This is a genomic window from Parabacteroides sp. PF5-6, from assembly GCF_029504695.1.
In the GTDB taxonomy this organism is placed as follows: Bacteria; Bacteroidota; Bacteroidia; order Bacteroidales; family Tannerellaceae; genus QVMG01.
Window position 1 is genome coordinate 76172 of the sequence record NZ_JAQFIN010000005.1, and the last position, 17981, is coordinate 94152.

The window sequence follows — 17981 nt, forward strand, 5'->3', positions numbered from 1 at the left end:
TGTCTTGCTTTTGACTCAACCTTCTGCCGTAATTCGTTGTTGGTAGTTCGTGGGATGTTCACTATCTTTGTCCATTGAATTTGCATGGTTGCAAAAAGTAAATAAGTACGTATGCCTAAAGAGTTCCGGGATGAGGTAGAAGTGTGGCGGCAGTTTAAAGCCGGTGATGCGGATGCTTTTGCTGTGTTATTCGAGCAAACGTCAGATAAGTTGTTTCGCTATGGCAGTAAATTTGTGCAAGACGACGAGCTGGTGAAAGATTGTATCCAGGATGTCTTTGTGAAATTGCACCAACGGCGCGCCAAACTGCCGGAGGTGGAGAATCCTTTCTTCTATTTATGCGTCTCGCTGAAAAATACCCTGGTCGACAATCTGTCGCAAAACGGGCGCATCGTGCCTCTTCCCCCCGAAGAACTCCCTTTTCTTATTGAATTTACCTACGACGATGAACAGCCGGAAGAAGATATCCAGGAGCGTTTCGAAACGGTGATGAACCTTTTATCCGATCGCCAGAAAGAAGCCATCTATCTGCGCTACCAGATGGAACTCTCCTACGAAGAAATCTCCAAGCTTTTGGGCATTAGCTACCAATCGACCCGTAACCTGGTGCACCGCGCCCTGGAGAAGGTCCGCACTTCGATGGACTTAAAAGTCTTTATTCTCCTTGTCGGATTATACCTGAAGTAAGTTTTGCCATGCCGTTGGCAGAAGTTTGCCATGCTGTTGGCAGAAGTTTGCCATCAGGCTGACAAAACTTTGCAACCTGTGTGGCAAAACTTTGCCAAGCTTATGGAAAATATTGGCAAACCGCTTTTTTTATCTTTGATGATTATTTTTTTGTATTGGAGTGAGTACAAACGGAAGGATAAACCGTCTATAAAGTAAATCGGTCGACTACTAACGTGAAAAACGAAGAACAAATAGCGCGCTACAAGAGCTTATTGGAAGATGAAATGATCTTCCATGCCTTGTTGGATTTGTTGGCCGGCGATAATACATTATTGAAGCAAATGAAACAAGATAATCCGGAAAAAGAACAAGATATAAAAGATCTGCAGCAGGCTTTCGGCCGGTTGAAGATTGTCGAGAAAGAACTCTCCGCGTACGACAAGGCGCGATTGTGGGACCGGATAGAGGCGGAGCGAAAACGAGGACGTAGCCTGCGGATGATACGCAACGTATTGAAATATGCAGCAGTATTGATCCTTGTCCTTGCCTCTTCCCTTTATTTCCTTTGGGAGAAGACAGCCGTTGAGATTCCGGTCGATTATGAATCGATCCTCTCCGAAATGGCCCTGGCGGAAGACTCGGTGCAAAATGTCCTGTTGGTCTTCTCCAATGAGCAGAAGATCGAAATGACCGATCAGAATGTCGAATTGGAATATGATGCCGAAGGGAATATCTCGGTCAACTCTTCCCGGATCGAGAATATCGCCTCTTCCGATGAGCATACGATAGGCTACAACCGCTTGTATGTCCCGTATGGAAAAACAATGCAAGTCTCGATGAGCGACGGGACAAAGGTGTGGGTCAACTCGGGCAGCCGACTGATCTATCCGGAATCGTTCTCGGGTAATAAGCGGGAGATCTACCTCGAAGGAGAGATCTATCTTGAAGTGGCACGCAATGAAAAGGTGCCGTTTGTGGTAAAGACCAGCCAGATGGTAGTCGAGGTATTGGGGACTGCGTTTAATGTTTCGGCCTATCGAAATGACGAAATTCAATCTGTTGTCCTGGCCAACGGATCTGTTGCGATAAAGAATAAGATCAGCGATACCCCTACGGTTATCAAACCCAATCAGCGGTACACATTGACCCAATCAACCAATGAAATCCACCTCGACACGGTAGATGTGTTTTATTATATCTGCTGGAAATACAACCTGATCATGTCGGAGTCGGAATCTTTGTCGGCGATCCTGAAGAAACTGGAACGTTATTACAATGTACAAATAACTTACAATTCAAATGAGATAGATCCTATTCAGGTCAAAGGTAAACTGGATCTGAAAAACACCATTGAAGAGACCCTGCATGTGATCTCGCTGACTACTCCGATCAATTATTCTGTAGAGAACGAATCAATAAAACTGAATGTTAAACCTTAAAAACGAATACTGCATGGATATAAACTAAGGAAACATCTGTAAAAAAACCGGAGAGTACTGCGAATACCCTCCGGCGGCAAGATCAAAAAAAACATTTTTTTAATCCTAAAACATTACAAAAGTATGAATTTTAAATCTATTAGCAGCGCATTCTGTCAAGAAATGCGTCGGACTTTAAGTATTATGAGATTCCCACTCGTTATGCTGCTTGCGATCTCCTTTACGCAGACAGTGAGTGCTTCCGCTCTCGCGGAAGAAAAGGTTTCTGAAACCGCTCAGCAATCGCTGATTACTATTCGTGGGACAGTGGCCGACGCGCACGGTGAACCCATTATCGGCGCGAATGTTTTTGAAAAAGGGACCACACGTGGCTCAATCACAGATATCGACGGTGGCTTCTCATTCAGCGCAAATCCGAACGGGACTTTGGTGGTCTCTTATGTCGGATTTGTGACACAGGAAATACCTATTCGTAACCATGCGACAATACATATTACGCTAAATGAAGATGCGTATTTGTTGGATGAGGCGGTAGTCATCGGATATGGTACGATGCAAAAGAAGCAGGTGACCAGCTCGATCTCTTCGCTGAAAGGCGACGAATTATTGAAAGGGGTAGGCGGCTCGACCGTAGCGTCCGCCCTTATCGGAAAAATCACCGGTCTGGTCTTGCACGAAAGCTCGAGCGTTAACTCCGGTGCCGATATACAACTTCGTGGTATGGGGTCGATCAATGCGGCAACCTCTCCGTTGGTGGTTATCGATGGTATGCCGGGTGCCGACCTGCGTTCGGTATTGCCGGAAGATATTGCTTCGATCGATGTGTTGAAAGATGCTTCGGCAGGGGCTATTTACGGAACACGTGCGACAAACGGGGTGATCCTGATCACGACCAAAGGAGCAGAAAACACAGGAGGCAAAGCCCGGTTGACGTATGTGGGCGAAGCCATATACAAACAGCCGACCAACAAACCCGATCTGCTGTCGGCCGAAGAATATGTGGCGCATAACCGGGGCACAAACTATGGCTCCGCAGTAGATTGGTGGGATGAGTCGCTGAATACCAACAAGTGGTCGCAACGCCATGTGGTTACTTTACAGGCCGGTGGCGAGGCCGCGAACATCTATGCTTCTATGTCGTATGAAGATATGGAAGGGGTGAAAAAGTTCGATAGTAGCCAGCGCTATTCCGGACGTGTCAATGCAAACTTTAAATTGCTTGACGGCTGGTTGGAAATCAAAACGCATGCCGACTACCGACAGAACTCGAGAGGGCAGTATTCTCCCAATTTTATGTATGCCCTGGGCAATAACCCTACGCGTTCGCCTTACGATCCGGATAGTCAGACCGGCTACAATGTCTGGCTGAATGAAACGTTGGAAGTGAATACGATTGCTAACGCAGCTCTGAATACCAATGAAGGACTGGATAAATGGTTTAAGCCGGATGCTACGGTTAAAGTAAATATCCTGGCGGTCCCCGGCCTTTCTGCCACGCAGACAGTAGGGTATGAAAATCGCCAGTGGGAACAGCATCAATGGGATTCCAAATACAGTAAAGGACAGCTTGAAGACGGACGTACCGGTTGGGGACGAATGGCATTCAGTAAAGAAGAGTATTTGAATACGGAAGGATATCTCAATTATGTTAATTCTTTTGGCGACCATACGATCAATGCCACTGCCGGATACAATTACTGGGAGAAAAACAAAGAAAGTTTCGATATGGAGAATTGGAATTTCACCAATGAGCTGGTTCAATTCTGGAACATGGGTGAGGGTAAGTTCCTGAAATCCGGTGAAGCTAAAATGGGCTCCAATAAAGATATCAGCCAGAAACTGATGTCGTATTTCGCACGTGTGAACTATGCTTATAAGGATAAATATATGGTCATGGCTACGATTCGCCGCGACGGATCGTCCAAGTTTGCCGTGAACAACCGCTGGGGTAACTTCTGGTCTCTGTCGGGCGGTTGGCGTATATCCGAAGAATCGTTTATGCAGGATATTCCCTGGGTGAACGACCTGAAACTGCGTGCCGGTTATGGTGTGGTAGGGGATAACGATTTCGACGCGAGTTATTCGGCAAATATGTACGGCTCGGATACCTATTGGTTATTACCCAGCGGTGCATGGGCCAATTCGTATGGTTCGACCCGGAATATCAACCCGGATCTGAAATGGGAAGAACAGAAAGAGTGGAACATCGGTCTGGATTATTCGCTCTTCGATAACCGCATCTATGGTAAGTTTGATATCTACGAACGCGAACGCGACGGTATTATTTTTGAAGTGCAGGTGCCACAGCCTCCCTATACCCAGCAGACCATGCATAAGAATATCGGGGTGAAATCGGAAAAAGGATGGGAATTTGAGATCGGAGCCGATATCGTACGCTCTAAAGATTGGAACTATACAATGAATGTCGGGCTTTCCCGCTCGAAAGGGAAAATTGAAACCTTATGGGGTGATCAATCTTATTTCAATAAAGGAGGATTCCCTTCTCCGGGAACACCGGGTGATGCGTTTCGTATAGAAGAAGGATCAAAGATCGGACAATTCCATCTGTGGAAATTCGCCGGCTTTGACGACGAAGGCAATTGGTTGTTGTATAACGCGGAAGGTGAAGTGATCCCCGCCAGCCAGAAGAAATACGAAGATAAATACCATGTGGGTGATTATACGCCTGACCTCTTCCTGAACTGGAACCATGCCGTAAGTTACAAGGACTTTGACCTGTCGGTTTCGCTGGTCGGCGCTTTCGGGCAAGATATTTATAATGCGGTGGATATGTATTATGGTATTGCCAATGTCGGTAACCTGAATGTGTTGAAGAAAGCGTATGGCGAATATGCGCATATCAAAGGAGAAAAAGAATTATCAGATTTCTTCCTGCAGGATGGTTCTTATCTGAAGATCCAGAATATCAACCTCGGATATACTTTCAACCTGAAAAAGTACGCGAAGATGTTAGACCGTGCCCGTCTCTACCTTTCTATCAATAATGTTTATACCTTTACCGGATATGACGGAAATGATCCGTCGACGGTTAAAACGTCCGGATTGGATAACGGTATCGACTGGCATCAGCAGGTAGATAACACACAGGGTTTGCAGCCTTTGGCACGTTCGTTTACTATGGGTTTACAGTTTAATTTTTAATACAGGAACATTATGAAAAGAATGAAATTATATACAATTATAGGAAGTCTGTTCGTGCTGTTTGGTATGACCAGTTGTGATATCGATGCGGAGTATTATAGCCAGACCGTTCCCTCTACTTTCTATGATTCACAGGATAATGTATGGCAACGGTTCAATCGTCCGTTTACACACTGGAGATGGTATGTCGGCAGTGCTTCGGAGAGATGGTGTATGCAGGAACTGGGAACAGATGAGGTGGCTCAGCCTACCCGGGGGAGCGACTGGTACGACGGAGGACAATTCCTGCGTTGGCATTACCATGAATATAGCGCGGAGATGTCGAACATCTATAACGGATTCTATGGCTTTGCCATGGGAGTGGCTTTAGCCTGGGATGCGTTGGAAGATATCGAAAAATATGTGGATTTTGACGCGATGGGCTTTCCGGCCGGAACGAAAGAGTCCATGTTGATGCAACAGCAAACCCTGGCGGCTTCACTTTATCTGGATGGGTTGGATTTCTTTGGAGGCGTTCCATTATACCTCTCTACCCAGGAAGAGATGAAAGGCCGAAGTACGGCATTGGAAACCTTCAACTTTATCGACTCTTTGTTGACCGATGCTATTCCTAACCTGCCGAAAAAGACCGAACTGGGCGCGCAGGAAACCGGAAAGATTAATCAGGCAACCGGAGCAGCATTGAAAGCAAAGTTGTATTTCGGCGCTCAACAATATATCGGCAAAGATATGTTTGCCGAATGCGCACAGATCTGTCGGGATATTATCAATGGAACGTATGGCGCTTACAAGCTGGAAGAGGATTGGACCAATGTCTTTGGGTTTAATAATGACGTCAGTACGGAAATTCTTTGGACAGTGCCCAATGATTTCTCCGGGCTGCAAACCGGGGCTTATTATGATCGCTGGTTCCATTATAACTCCCGTGTTTATCTGGGGAATATCGACCAGAACGGGAATAATGGTTTTGCTTTGATGCCTTCACTGGATCCGACCGGGAAAATATATCCGTATACTTTAGGAAGTGTTTACTCCAAATTCCATGATCAGGATATCCGGAAACAACCTTATGTGTATGAAGGCAATGGAAAATACCGGGGAATGTTTATGGTGGGTGAACAGACCAATCCGATCACCGGGGAATCGGCTATGGGTGCTCGTGAGTATTCCGGGCAAGTATTGAATCTTGTCGATCAGATTGCTCAGATGAGTAAGATCGGAACAGCGGAATATCCGACGGCAAATGATCTTCCTTCAGGGATGATGCTGGCGGAAGAGAATTCGGGAATCCGTCTGATTAAAAGGGTGCCGATACCCAATCAGACTGACCGTACGATGAAGTTTAATCCCGATGTACCTATTATCCGTCTGGCAGAGATGTATTATATGTTGGCCGAATGTGAATACCGTGCCGGTAATGCACAGGAAGCGGCCAACCTGTTCAATGCCGTTCGTAAACGTTATTTCCTGGGTGCTGACCCGGATCCCTGTACGGCTGCCAACCTGGATAAATACCGTATCCTGAAAGAATGGCAATTGGAATTCCTGGGTGAAGGACGCCGCCGTACGGACCTGATCCGTTGGGATGCTTACGTCACCGAAGACTGGTGGGATCATAAAGCTACCAATAATAAGAACTTGGAACGTTTCCCCATCCCGGAACGGATCATGGGATCCAACAACCTGATCGAACAGAACCCGGGTTATTAATCCCGGCTTATGTATAAAGACCAATTGTAAAAATCAAGGGGCTGCCTCATGTACGGGGTAGCCCCTGTTGTTTATTGCCTGATATCGGAATGCGGCGAATAATGCGTATATTTGTTGCGCAAATACTTTGAACCCAAAGAAATTATCCCTACCTTTGCCCCGCTAAATTTTATTAATCAATTAAAATAAAACAGAGTTTATGAACAATTACGAAACCGTTTTCATTTTAACTCCCGTTTTGTCTGATGCACAGATGAAGGAAGCGGTAGAAAAATTCACGACTCTCCTGAAGAATGAAGGGGCGGAAATCGTGAATGAAGAGAACTGGGGCTTGCGCAAGCTGGCTTATCCGATTGAGAAGAAAACCACTGGTTTCTATCAGATGGTTGAGTTCAAAGCGAAACCTGAAACCATCGCGAAGCTGGAGATCAACTTCCGTCGGGATGAGCGGGTGATCCGTTTCTTGACTTTCCGTCAGGACAAATATGCCGCAGAATATGCAGCGAAGAGAAGAAATTTGAAAGCGTCTAAAGAAACAGTAAAAGAAAATTAATTATGGCAGCTCAATCAGAAATCAGATATTTGACTCCGCCTTCAGTGGATGTAAAGAAAAAGAAATATTGCCGTTTCAAAAAGAGCGGTATCAAGTATATCGATTATAAAGATCCTGAATTCCTGAAGAAATTCCTGAACGAACAAGGGAAGATTCTTCCGCGTCGTATCACCGGTACTTCTTTGAAGTTCCAACGTCGCATTGCGCAGGCAGTGAAGCGTGCCCGTCACCTGGCGTTGCTTCCTTACGTAACCGATTTAATGAAATAATAATAAAGAGAGGAGACAGAATATGCAAGTTATTTTGAAAGAAGATGTAGTAAACTTAGGCTACAAAGACGATATCGTAACAGTGAAAAGCGGTTACGGACGTAACTTTCTAATCCCTCAGGGTAAAGCAGTGATCGCATCTGAATCTGCAAAGAAAGTATTGGCTGAAAACCTGAGACAACGCGCTCATAAATTGGCTAAGATCAAAGAAGATGCACAGGCATTGGCCGCTACGCTGGAAGGCGTTTCGTTGACTATCGGTGCAAAGACCAGCTCAACCGGTACCATCTTCGGTTCCGTAGGGAATATCCAGGTGGCAGAAGCCTTGGAAAAACTGGGTCATAACGTAGACCGTAAGATCATCTACATCAAAGAAGCTGTGAAAGAAGTAGGTAGCTACAAAGCACAGGTGAAACTTCATAAAGAAGTATCGGTAGAGATCCCGTTCGAAGTAGTATCTGAATAAGATCAAAGCATAAAGAAGAAAGAGGGTAGTCCGATGGGCTGCCCTTTTTTGTTGGTGAAGCGGTGTGTGTGTTGCCGATGAAAGCGCAATGTTTTGTCTGCGAAAGTGCAATGTTTTGTTTGCGAAAGTGCAATGTTTTGTTGACGAAAGCGCAATGTTTTGTATTCAAAATATAAATGCTTGCAAAAAAAGAGTACTTTTGCCTCTGATTTATAAGAGAATGAAGACGTGAAGACGAAGCTTTTTCTGTATATAAACCTCTTAGTTGCGCTGTTTTTGTTCGCGCCTCATGTCGCGGCGGGTGGGAAAACGTTTACAGTTGTGATCGATCCCGGGCATGGGGGAAGTGATCCTGGTGCTATCGGTGCCTCTTCTAAAGAGAAAGAGATCAATCTGGCTGTGGCCCTCAAGGTGGGGAATCTGATCTCGGCGAATCATAAGGATGTCAAGGTGGTGTATACCCGCAGTACAGACCGTTTCATCGGTTTGGATGATCGTGCATTTATCGCCAATAAGAATAAGGCGGATCTTTTTATCTCGATTCATACCAATGCGGTAAAGAATGCGGCGGTCAGGGGGGCGGAAACTTTCACCATGGGGTTGGCGCGTACGGATGAAAATCTTCAGGTAGCTATGCGCGAGAATGCGGCGATCTTATTGGAGGATGATTATATGCAAAAGTATGAAGGCTTTGATCCGAAATCCTCTGAGTCGTATATCATCTTTGAGTTTATGCAAAATAAGCATATCGAGCAAAGCATCTCTTTAGCCTCGGAGATCCAGAAAGGTTTTGTTGCCTGTAAACGATCGGATAGAGGGGTGCGTCAGGCCGGATTTCTGGTGCTTCGGAAAACCAGCATGCCCAGTGTCCTGGTGGAGTTGGGTTTTATCTCGAATAAAGAGGAAGAGCGATATATGAAGTCTGCCGAAGGGCAAAACAACCTGGCCAAAGCGATTAGTAATGCCTTTACGGGTTATAAACGTGAATATGACCGGAAGCAGGGTCGTCAGGTGGCTGCCCCTGTCGCTGCAACGGCGAAAGAAACAGCGCCGAAATCTTTGGGCAGTACGCAAACGGCAACGGCGGCAACGGCGACAAAAGGTGTTGTCGTCTATAAGGTGCAGATCCTGGCGTCGAATAAAAAATTGGGTGTTAAAGCTAAAGAATTGAAAGGCTATTCGAGCGAGAATTATTATACGGAGAACGGAATGTATAAATATACGCATGGCGAAACGACTTCGTTGGCCGAAATCAAAAAGATCCGACAGCAGGTGTTGAAAGATTTCAAAGATGCGTTTATCATATCCTTTAAGGATGGGAAGAAAGTCAAATAGGATTAGTCAAAAAGAAATAGATTGAAGAAGATGAAACATTCATTTACAAAAGAAGCGAAGATAGGGTTGGTGACGATCATTAGCTTGGTGTTGTTGTATATCGGGATAAACTTCCTGAAAGGAATCGATTTGTTTAAACCGGTGAACCATTATTTTGTGTCGTTCGATAATGTGAAAGACCTGACGGTTTCGAGTCCGGTGTATGTCGAAGGGTATAAAGTCGGGTTGGTTCGCAGTATTGCGTATGATTATAAGAGTGCGGAAGGTCGTATTGTTGTGGAGATCAGCCTGGACAAGGAGATGAAAGTCAATAAAGACAGTTATATTTTGATCAGTAAGAGCTTGTTGAGTGGGGCCGAGCTGCACCTGCACCTGAATAAGTATGTTTCGGAGTATCTGAAATCCGGTTCGGTTATCGAAGGACGTATGGAAGAGGATATGATGGCTTCCATACAGGAAAAGATCCTTCCGGGTGTCGCGGAGATGCTTCCTAAGATTGATTCTATCCTGGCCGGGCTTGAGGCGATTGTGAATCATCCGGCATTAAGCCAGTCGCTGACGCATATCGAACGGACGACTTCCAACCTGGAAGTCTCTACCCGGGAACTGAACCGGTTATTGGATCATGATGTGCCTGTGATTGTCGGAAACCTGAAAACGATGACTGATAACTTCTCGGTGGTGAGTGGTACGATTAAAGACCTTGATTTTGCTACGACTATAACGGAGATAAATGCCACCCTGGCAAATCTGCGGATGACGACGGAAAAGCTGAACTCGAATGATAATAGTTTAGGTTTGCTGATGAACGACAAAGCCTTGTATGAAAACCTGAATAAGACGACTCAGAATGCATCTGACCTTTTGTTTGATTTGCGGCAGAATCCAAAACGTTATGTGCATTTTTCTATTTTTTAAATATGCAAAAGAAATAAAGACTTTAATCTTATTTAGAATTGTTCTAATTAGGTCGGAATATGATTTTTCGCTTTTGCCGGTATAAGACGTTCAATTAAAGTGAGATAGAAAAGACTTCCCTTCCGTGCGAAGGGAGGTCTTTTTTTTGTCTCTTTGTTTGGAAACCTCTATTACAGAGGTTCTTTCTTTTTGCTGATGGTTCAAAGGGTTGTTTATCAATGTCTTGAGCGTAACCTGTTGAGGGTAAATAGAGTATTGGAGAGTGTAATTTGGCAATCCTGACCGCGCTTTTTTTTTTCGAATTAAATCTACAACTTTGTCTTCCCATTGAAACAGAAATAGAAGTTATAGAGAGATATTAAAATGCAGAAAGACCATCACATTTTGTGGAATAACTGTCTTGCAATTATTAAAGACATAGTGCCGGAAGCCGTTTTTACGACTTGGTTCTTGCCTATTGTACCGTTGTCATACGAAGAGAATAAATTTACCGTACAAGTCCCCAGCCAATTTTTTTATGAATATCTGGAAGCCAAGTATGTGGATGTTTTGCGTGTAACGATCCATCGGGTAATCGGTCAGGGTACGATCCTTTGTTATCGGATTACTGTTGTCGATAATACTAATGGCGGAACAGTTGATTATCCGGCAGCGAATGCATCTACTGCGCCGGCCAAGCCGCAACAGGCAAAAGATATTACGAAAGCGCCGACACCCTTTGCGCAACCGACAAATTTGGATCTGGATCCGCAGTTGAACCCGAAATACACCTTTGAGACTTTCTTTGAAGGAATGAGCAATCGCCTGGGGCGTACTGCCGGAGAGGAAGTGTCCAAGAATCCGGGGAAGACCACCTTCAATCCGCTCTTCCTTTACGGACCATCCGGTGTGGGGAAAACCCATCTATGTCATGCCATCGGTGCGCGTATCCGGGAACTCTATCCGGAGAAGAAAGTGTTGTATGTCTCTTCGCATCTGTTCCGTATTCAGTACACGGATGCTATTCGTAAGAATACAGCGAATGATTTCTTGAACTTCTACCAAGGTATTGATGTCTTGTTGTTGGATGATATCCAGGAACTGATCGGTATGGATCGCACACAGAATACCTTCTTCCATATCTTCAACCACCTGCATCAACTGGGAAAGCAACTGGTATTGACCTCCGATAAGGCACCGGTTGACCTGCAAGGGATAGAGGAGCGCCTGATCACCCGTATGAAATGGGGGCTGACTGCTGAGATGGTACGTCCCGATCTGGAACTGCGTAAGAAGATTCTGCGTCATAAGATGGATCAGAACAGTATCCATATTCCGGAAGATGTGTTCGATTTCATTGCGGAGAATGTCACTGAAAATGTACGTGACCTGGAGGGAGTCCTGGTTTCCCTGATGGCACACGCGTTGATTAATAATAGAGAAGTCGATCTTTCGTTGGCTAAGCGTGTGATCAATCAAAACGTGAAACTGGAGAAGAAACAGATTTCCGTTCAGACGATCCAGAAAGTAGTCTGCGATTATTATAACCTGGATTTATCGCTTATCCAAACCAATTCGAGAAAACGGGAAATTGTTCAGGCACGCCAGATCGCGATGTATTTATCGAAGAAGTATACGGATTATTCCTTCTCGCATATCGGAAAGATTGTAGGGAAGAAAGATCATGCGACGGTCTTGCATGCCTGTAAAATGGTAAAAGATCAGATTGAAATCAGCAAATCGTTCCGTTCGTCGGTCGAAGAAATCGAAAATCTATTGAAGAAGAATTAAACCGAAAAGAATATTTCAGGAAAGAGAGCCTCCGTTGGGGTTCTCTTTTTTTTGTTGTTGCTTGGAATGTTTGGTTTTTCTTTTTGGACAACTTTTCCTGCTCCTTGAAGTTGTAAATAATTGATATTTAGTTGCATTATCTGACGTTTTGGAAAACTTTTCAACAAGCACGCTTTTTTTTCTTTGATAATTTGGTCAATAACCAAACAATTACTAATCTTGCACTATGAAAATAATTCTTACTTAAAACATATAGCCGTGAGTTCAAAAACGTACACCTTTGATGAAGCCTTTGAAGCTTCCATCGATTATTTTACCGGTGATGAGTTAGCCGCAAAAGTATGGGTAAATAAATATGCCCTGAAAGACGCCTTCGGGAATATTTACGAGAAGTCGCCGGATGACATGCACCACCGTTTAGCAAAAGAAATTGCCCGGATAGAAAAGAAATATCCGAATCCTCTCTCCGAAAAAGAACTATTTGATCTTTTTGATCATTTCCGTTATATCGTACCGCAGGGAAGTCCGATGACCGGCATTGGTAATAACTACCAGATCGCGTCGTTGTCGAATTGCTTTGTGATCGGGATCGACGGGCTGGCCGATTCGTACGGTGCGATTATCCGGATCGATGAAGAGCAGGTGCAGTTGATGAAGCGTCGGGGCGGGGTAGGGCACGACCTGTCGCATATCCGTCCGAAAGGTTCTCCGGTGAAGAACTCGGCGTTGACCTCTACCGGTTTGGTTCCTTTTATGGAGCGCTATTCCAATTCGACCCGCGAAGTGGCGCAAGATGGTCGTCGCGGTGCGTTGATGTTGAGCGTCTCGATCAAACATCCGGATTCCGAATCGTTTATCGATGCCAAGATGACGGAAGGCAAGGTGACCGGTGCCAATGTATCGGTGAAGATCGACGACGATTTTATGAACGCGGTGGTCAATGGCGTGAACTACCAGCAGCAGTATCCGATCGATTCGGACAATCCGACCACGGTAAACGCGATCAATGCGCGGGAGTTGTGGGATAAGATCATCCACAATGCCTGGAAATCGGCCGAGCCCGGTGTGCTTTTCTGGGATACGATCATCCGCGAGTCGGTGCCCGATGTGTATGCCGACCTGGGATTCCGTACGGTCTCGACCAACCCTTGCGGCGAGATTCCGCTTTGCCCGTACGATAGTTGCCGCTTGTTGGCTATCAATCTGTATTCTTATGTGGTCAATCCGTTCACGAAAGAGGCATACTTTGACTTTGAGCTTTTCAAGAAGCATGTCGGACTGGCCCAGCGCATTATGGATGATATCATCGACCTGGAAGCCGAGAAGATCGAAGAGATCTTGAAAAAGATCGATGCCGACCCCGAAACACTGGAAGTGAAAGAGGCGGAGCGTCATTTATGGGAAAAGATTCAGAAGAAAACCCTGGAAGGCCGTCGTACGGGAGTCGGAATCACGGCCGAAGGCGATATGATCGCGGCTTTGGGTTTGCGTTATGGCACCGAAGAGGCGACCGAATGTGCCGAAGAGGTACAAAAGACATTGGCGCTGGCGGCTTATCGTTCATCGGTTGTGATGGCCAAAGAGCGTGGCGCCTTTACGATCTATGATGCCAAGCGCGAAGAGAAGAATCCGTTTATCAATCGCCTGGCCGAAGCCGATCCGGAGATGTATAAAGATATGGTGAAGTATGGCCGCCGCAATATCGCCTGCCTGACGATTGCTCCGACGGGAACCACCAGCCTGATGACGCAGACCACCTCGGGCATCGAGCCGGTCTTCCTTCCGGTCTATAAACGTCGCCGCAAGGTGAACCCGAATGATGCGTCTGTCCGCGTTGATTTTGTTGATGAGACGGGCGATGCTTACGAAGAATTTATCGTCTTCCACCATAAGTTCGTCACCTGGATGCAGGCCAATGGCTATTCGGTGACCAAGAAATATACTTCCGAAGAGGTCGATGAATTGATTGCCAAGTCACCTTATTATAAAGCTACTTCCAACGATGTGGATTGGTTGCAGAAGGTTCGCATGCAAGGACGGATCCAGAAATGGGTCGACCATTCGATCAGTGTGACCATCAACCTGCCGGCCGAAGCTACCGAAGAACTGGTGAACACCTTGTATATCGAGGCATGGAAATGTGGTTGTAAAGGTTGTACGGTCTACCGCGACGGTTCGCGTTCCGGTGTATTGGTGGCCGCAAGCGATAAGAAGAAGAAAAAAGACGAGGACTGCATGGAATTGCCGGTGATCGTCTCTACCCGCCCGCGTATCCTGGAGGCTGATGTGGTGAAATTCCAGAACAACAAAGAGAAGTGGATCGCTTTTGTCGGTCTGTTGAACGGCCGTCCGTATGAGATCTTTACCGGTCTGGCCGACGACGACGAAGGTATTATGTTGCCCAAGAACGTGACCAAGGGCTATATCATCAAGTCGTACGACGAAGATGGCGACAAACATTACGACTTCCAGTTCCGCAACAAACGCGGTTATAAGATGACCATCGAAGGCTTGGACGGCAAGTTCGACCCGGAATACTGGAACTACGCCAAATTGATCTCCGGCGTCTTGCGTTATGCCATGCCGATCGATCAGGTGATCAAATTGGTACAGGGCATGGAATTGGATAGCGAGTCGATCAATACCTGGAAGAACGGGGTCGAACGGGCACTGAAGAAATACCTGCCCAACGGGGCCGAAGCCAAAGGACAGAAATGCCCGACCTGCGGATACGAAACGTTGATCTACCAGGAAGGCTGTCTGATCTGCACCAATTGCGGGGCTTCCAAATGTGGTTGATCAGTTGGTAGTTGGTAGTTAGTATAGAAGGAGTGAAAACGTTTGCGGTATTCTTAGAGCGAATACCCTGCGGTTTTCACTCTTTTTCATGTATATATTTTTGTACATTCGTAGCAAACAAAGAAAAACAGCATGAAGGTTAGCTTTCACATCAACTTCCACACCGTGTGGGGACAGAGAATATGTATCGTCGGTTCCATCCCGCAACTGGGTTCGTGGGAGCCGGCTTTGGCTCGCGAAATGCATTATACCGAAGACGGCAACTGGCAGCTCGAGCTCGATATCCCGGCGGATACCCCTTCGCTGGAATACCGCTATTTCCTGAGTGTCAATGATAAACAAATCTTTGAAGAATGGGAAAGGAACCACCGGGTCACGTTCGACGGGCGTTCGCAAAATTATTCCCTTTACGACTACTGGCAGACCTGTCCGCAGAACCTGCCGTTTTATTCTTCGGCCTTCACACAGAGCCTTTTTGCTCATCCGTGCAATACCTACGAACGGGTGATCTGTAGCGGACAGAAGCTGATGATCAAGGTCTCGGCGCCGCGCGTGGAGAAGAACCAATGTGTGGCGATCGTGGGCAATCAACCCGTATTGGGCAACTGGCAACCGGAACGCGCGCTGCCGCTGAGTTGCGACACCTTCCCCGAATGGCATATCGACCTGGATGCCGGCGAACTGACCTATCCGCTGGAATACAAATTTATCCTTTGGGATAAGGACACACAACAACCGGTCTACTGGGAAACCGGTGAGAACCGGGTCCTGCATCTGCCGCCGCAGAAGAAAGGCGACACAACGATTGTCTCCGGCCTGACTTTCAATGAGAACCTGCCGCTCTGGCGATGTGCGGGAACGGTCGTGCCCGTCTTCTCTTTGCGCTCCGAAGAGAGCTTCGGCGTAGGTGATCTGGGCGATCTATATAAATTGGTCGATTGGGTCAAACGCACGCGGCAACGCGTCATCCAGGTCCTGCCGATGAACGATACGACCATGACGCATAGCTGGCGCGATTCTTATCCTTATAGCGCCATCTCGATCTACGCCCTGCATCCGATGTATATCTCCCTGTCGTGGCTGGGCGCCTTGAACGACAAGAAGAGCGCTGCCCATTATGCCGCGCTGCGGGAAGAATTGAACAAGCAGGAATCGGTGGATTACGAACGTGCCAACAGGGGCAAATTAGACTATTGCCGGGCGTATTTCCGGCAGGAGGGCGAGGCGATACTGGCGACGCCGGAGTTCCAGGCTTTCCTGCAGCAGAACGAGGGCTGGCTGATGCCTTATGCCGCCTATTGCTATCTGCGTGATACCCACGGCACACCGGAATTTACCCGCTGGGGCGAAGATGCCGTTTATTCGCCCAGCCGTATTCAGCAGCTCTGTGCACCGACCGGTAAGGCGTGGCCCGAAATCTCCTTCTCCTATTTCCTACAATACGTATTACATATACAGTTCAAACGGGTGTCCGACTATGCCCGCCGAAACGGGGTCGTATTGAAAGGCGACCTGCCGATCGGCGTGAACCGTACCAGTATCGAAGCCTGGACCGAGCCCCAGTATTTCAATATGAACGGACAGGCGGGAGCGCCACCCGACGACTTCTCGGCGATCGGGCAGAACTGGTCGTTCCCGACCTACAACTGGGAGGTGATGGAGAAAGACCATTTCTCCTGGTGGAAGAAACGTTTCCGTAAGCTTGGCGACTATTTCGACTGTTTCCGCATCGATCATATCCTCGGTTTCTTCCGTATCTGGGAGATTCCATTGGATTATATTCAAGGGCTATGCGGACATTTCAATCCGGCGTTGCCGCTCTTGCGCAGTGATATCGAACATTACGGCATGCCGTTCGACGAAGAACGCTATACCACGCCGCATATCCACCGCAAACACCTGGCGTATTTCTTTGGCGAACGGGCCGATGAGGTGGAGTCGACCTACCTGGCACGATGGGCTTCGGACTACCTGATTCTCAAACCCTCGTGCGATACACAGCGTAAGATCGCCGCCCTGTTCGAAGGGCGCGACGACGAGCAATCGCAGCGGATCAAAAACGGTCTGTTTGCCATTGCCAATGAGGTGCTTTTCCTGCGCGATCCGCGTGAACCTTTTAAGTTTCATCCGCGCATCTCCGGCTCCAGTTCGCTGATCTATCAGGAACTGAGTGGAGCCGACCGCTATGCCTTCGATCAGATCTACTGGGACTTCTTCTATCACCGCCACAATGGTTTCTGGAAAGTACAGGCCATGAGCCGGTTGACCCCGCTGGTGACCTCGACCGATATGTTGGTCTGCGGCGAAGACCTGGGCATGATCCCGCAGTCTGTTCCGGAGGTGATGAACCGCCTGCAGATCCTAAGCCTGGAGATCGAACGGATGCCAAAGACCGCCCACCGCGAGTTTGCCGATATGTTCAACCTGCCGTATCATTCGGTCTGTACGACCTCGACCCATGATATGTCGCCCATCCGCAACTGGTGGCAGGAAGACCGCGGCAAGATTCAGCGCTATTACAATCATGTCCTGCAGCGTCCCGGCCAAGCGCCCGAGGAATGTACGACGGAGATCGCTTCGCAGATCATCTCCAACCACCTGGCCACCCCGTCGATATTGGCCATCATACCGATCCAGGACTGGTTTGCTATGGACGACGCGGTCAAACGCCCCGACATCACGCCCGAACGCATCAACGTGCCCGCCGACCCGAACCACTACTGGCGCTACCGCATGCACATCACCCTGGAAGCCCTGATGCAAGCCGACACCCTAAACGAAAAGATCATCTCCCTGATCTCCGGATCGGGGCGAAGATGAAAGAGGAAAAACCGGAGGTTTTTTCAGTAGTGGGTAGTTAGTAGTTGGTAGTTGGTAGGCGCGGAGCGGGG

The 17981-nt window shown here is 47.2% G+C and carries 13 protein-coding genes; 12 read left to right on the top strand and 1 reads right to left on the bottom strand.

Translation table 11 applies throughout. The annotated features are described in order from the left end of the window. Nucleotides 1-111: 111 nt before the first annotated feature. From M2133_RS07980 to dnaA, 10 genes are all read left to right on the top strand, one after another. Nucleotides 112-687, top strand: coding sequence for a sigma-70 family RNA polymerase sigma factor (locus M2133_RS07980; RefSeq protein ID WP_277465548.1), 576 nt, complete (start codon nt 112-114; stop codon nt 685-687). Between the two features lie 215 nt (nt 688-902). After that, entirely contained in the window at nt 903-2108 is a 1206-nt protein-coding gene (locus M2133_RS07985) for a FecR family protein (protein ID WP_277465549.1), read from the top strand. A gap of 183 nt (nt 2109-2291) precedes the next feature. Beyond that, nucleotides 2292-5270 carry a SusC/RagA family TonB-linked outer membrane protein gene (locus tag M2133_RS07990; protein ID WP_277465551.1) on the top strand — a complete coding sequence of 993 codons (2979 nt, stop codon included), beginning with the start codon at nt 2292-2294 and terminating at the stop codon, nt 5268-5270. 12 nt (nt 5271-5282) lie between these two features. After that, complete coding sequence (locus M2133_RS07995; protein WP_277465552.1) at nt 5283-6980, top strand: RagB/SusD family nutrient uptake outer membrane protein; 1698 nt, start codon at nt 5283-5285, stop codon at nt 6978-6980. 199 nt (nt 6981-7179) lie between these two features. Then, complete coding sequence (gene rpsF / locus M2133_RS08000) at nt 7180-7533, top strand: 30S ribosomal protein S6 (RefSeq protein ID WP_277465553.1); 354 nt, start codon at nt 7180-7182, stop codon at nt 7531-7533. Continuing rightward, nucleotides 7533-7802 (top strand): 30S ribosomal protein S18, encoded by a 270-nt coding sequence (gene rpsR, locus M2133_RS08005; RefSeq protein ID WP_277465768.1) that lies wholly within the window; start codon nt 7533-7535, stop codon nt 7800-7802. Before rpsF ends, rpsR begins: the two co-directional genes overlap by 1 nt. 22 nt (nt 7803-7824) lie before the next feature. Continuing rightward, complete coding sequence (gene rplI / locus M2133_RS08010) at nt 7825-8268, top strand: 50S ribosomal protein L9 (protein ID WP_277465554.1); 444 nt, start codon at nt 7825-7827, stop codon at nt 8266-8268. A gap of 228 nt (nt 8269-8496) precedes the next feature. Next, entirely contained in the window at nt 8497-9603 is a 1107-nt protein-coding gene (locus tag M2133_RS08015) for an N-acetylmuramoyl-L-alanine amidase (RefSeq protein WP_277465555.1), read from the top strand. 30 nt (nt 9604-9633) lie between these two features. Further along, a complete protein-coding gene (locus tag M2133_RS08020) occupies nt 9634-10521 on the top strand; it encodes an MlaD family protein (RefSeq protein ID WP_277465556.1) in 888 nt (295 codons plus the stop codon). Between the two features lie 363 nt (nt 10522-10884). Continuing rightward, nucleotides 10885-12291, top strand: a complete 1407-nt coding sequence (dnaA, locus tag M2133_RS08025; protein ID WP_277465557.1) for a chromosomal replication initiator protein DnaA — start codon at nt 10885-10887, stop codon at nt 12289-12291. On the opposite strand, the gene M2133_RS08030 is transcribed toward dnaA, so the two are convergent. Beyond that, complete coding sequence (locus M2133_RS08030; RefSeq protein WP_277465558.1) at nt 12288-12428, bottom strand: hypothetical protein; 141 nt, start codon at nt 12426-12428, stop codon at nt 12288-12290. The genes dnaA and M2133_RS08030 overlap by 4 nt on opposite strands. A 121-nt stretch (nt 12429-12549) precedes the next feature. Here M2133_RS08030 and M2133_RS08035 point away from each other — a divergent pair, with 121 nt between their 5' ends. Together M2133_RS08035 and M2133_RS08040 are read left to right on the top strand one after the other, a co-directional pair. Continuing rightward, complete coding sequence (locus M2133_RS08035; protein ID WP_277465559.1) at nt 12550-15090, top strand: adenosylcobalamin-dependent ribonucleoside-diphosphate reductase; 2541 nt, start codon at nt 12550-12552, stop codon at nt 15088-15090. 132 nt (nt 15091-15222) lie between these two features. Continuing rightward, entirely contained in the window at nt 15223-17910 is a 2688-nt protein-coding gene (locus M2133_RS08040; protein ID WP_277465560.1) for a 4-alpha-glucanotransferase, read from the top strand. The last annotated feature ends 71 nt before the right edge of the window (nt 17911-17981 follow it).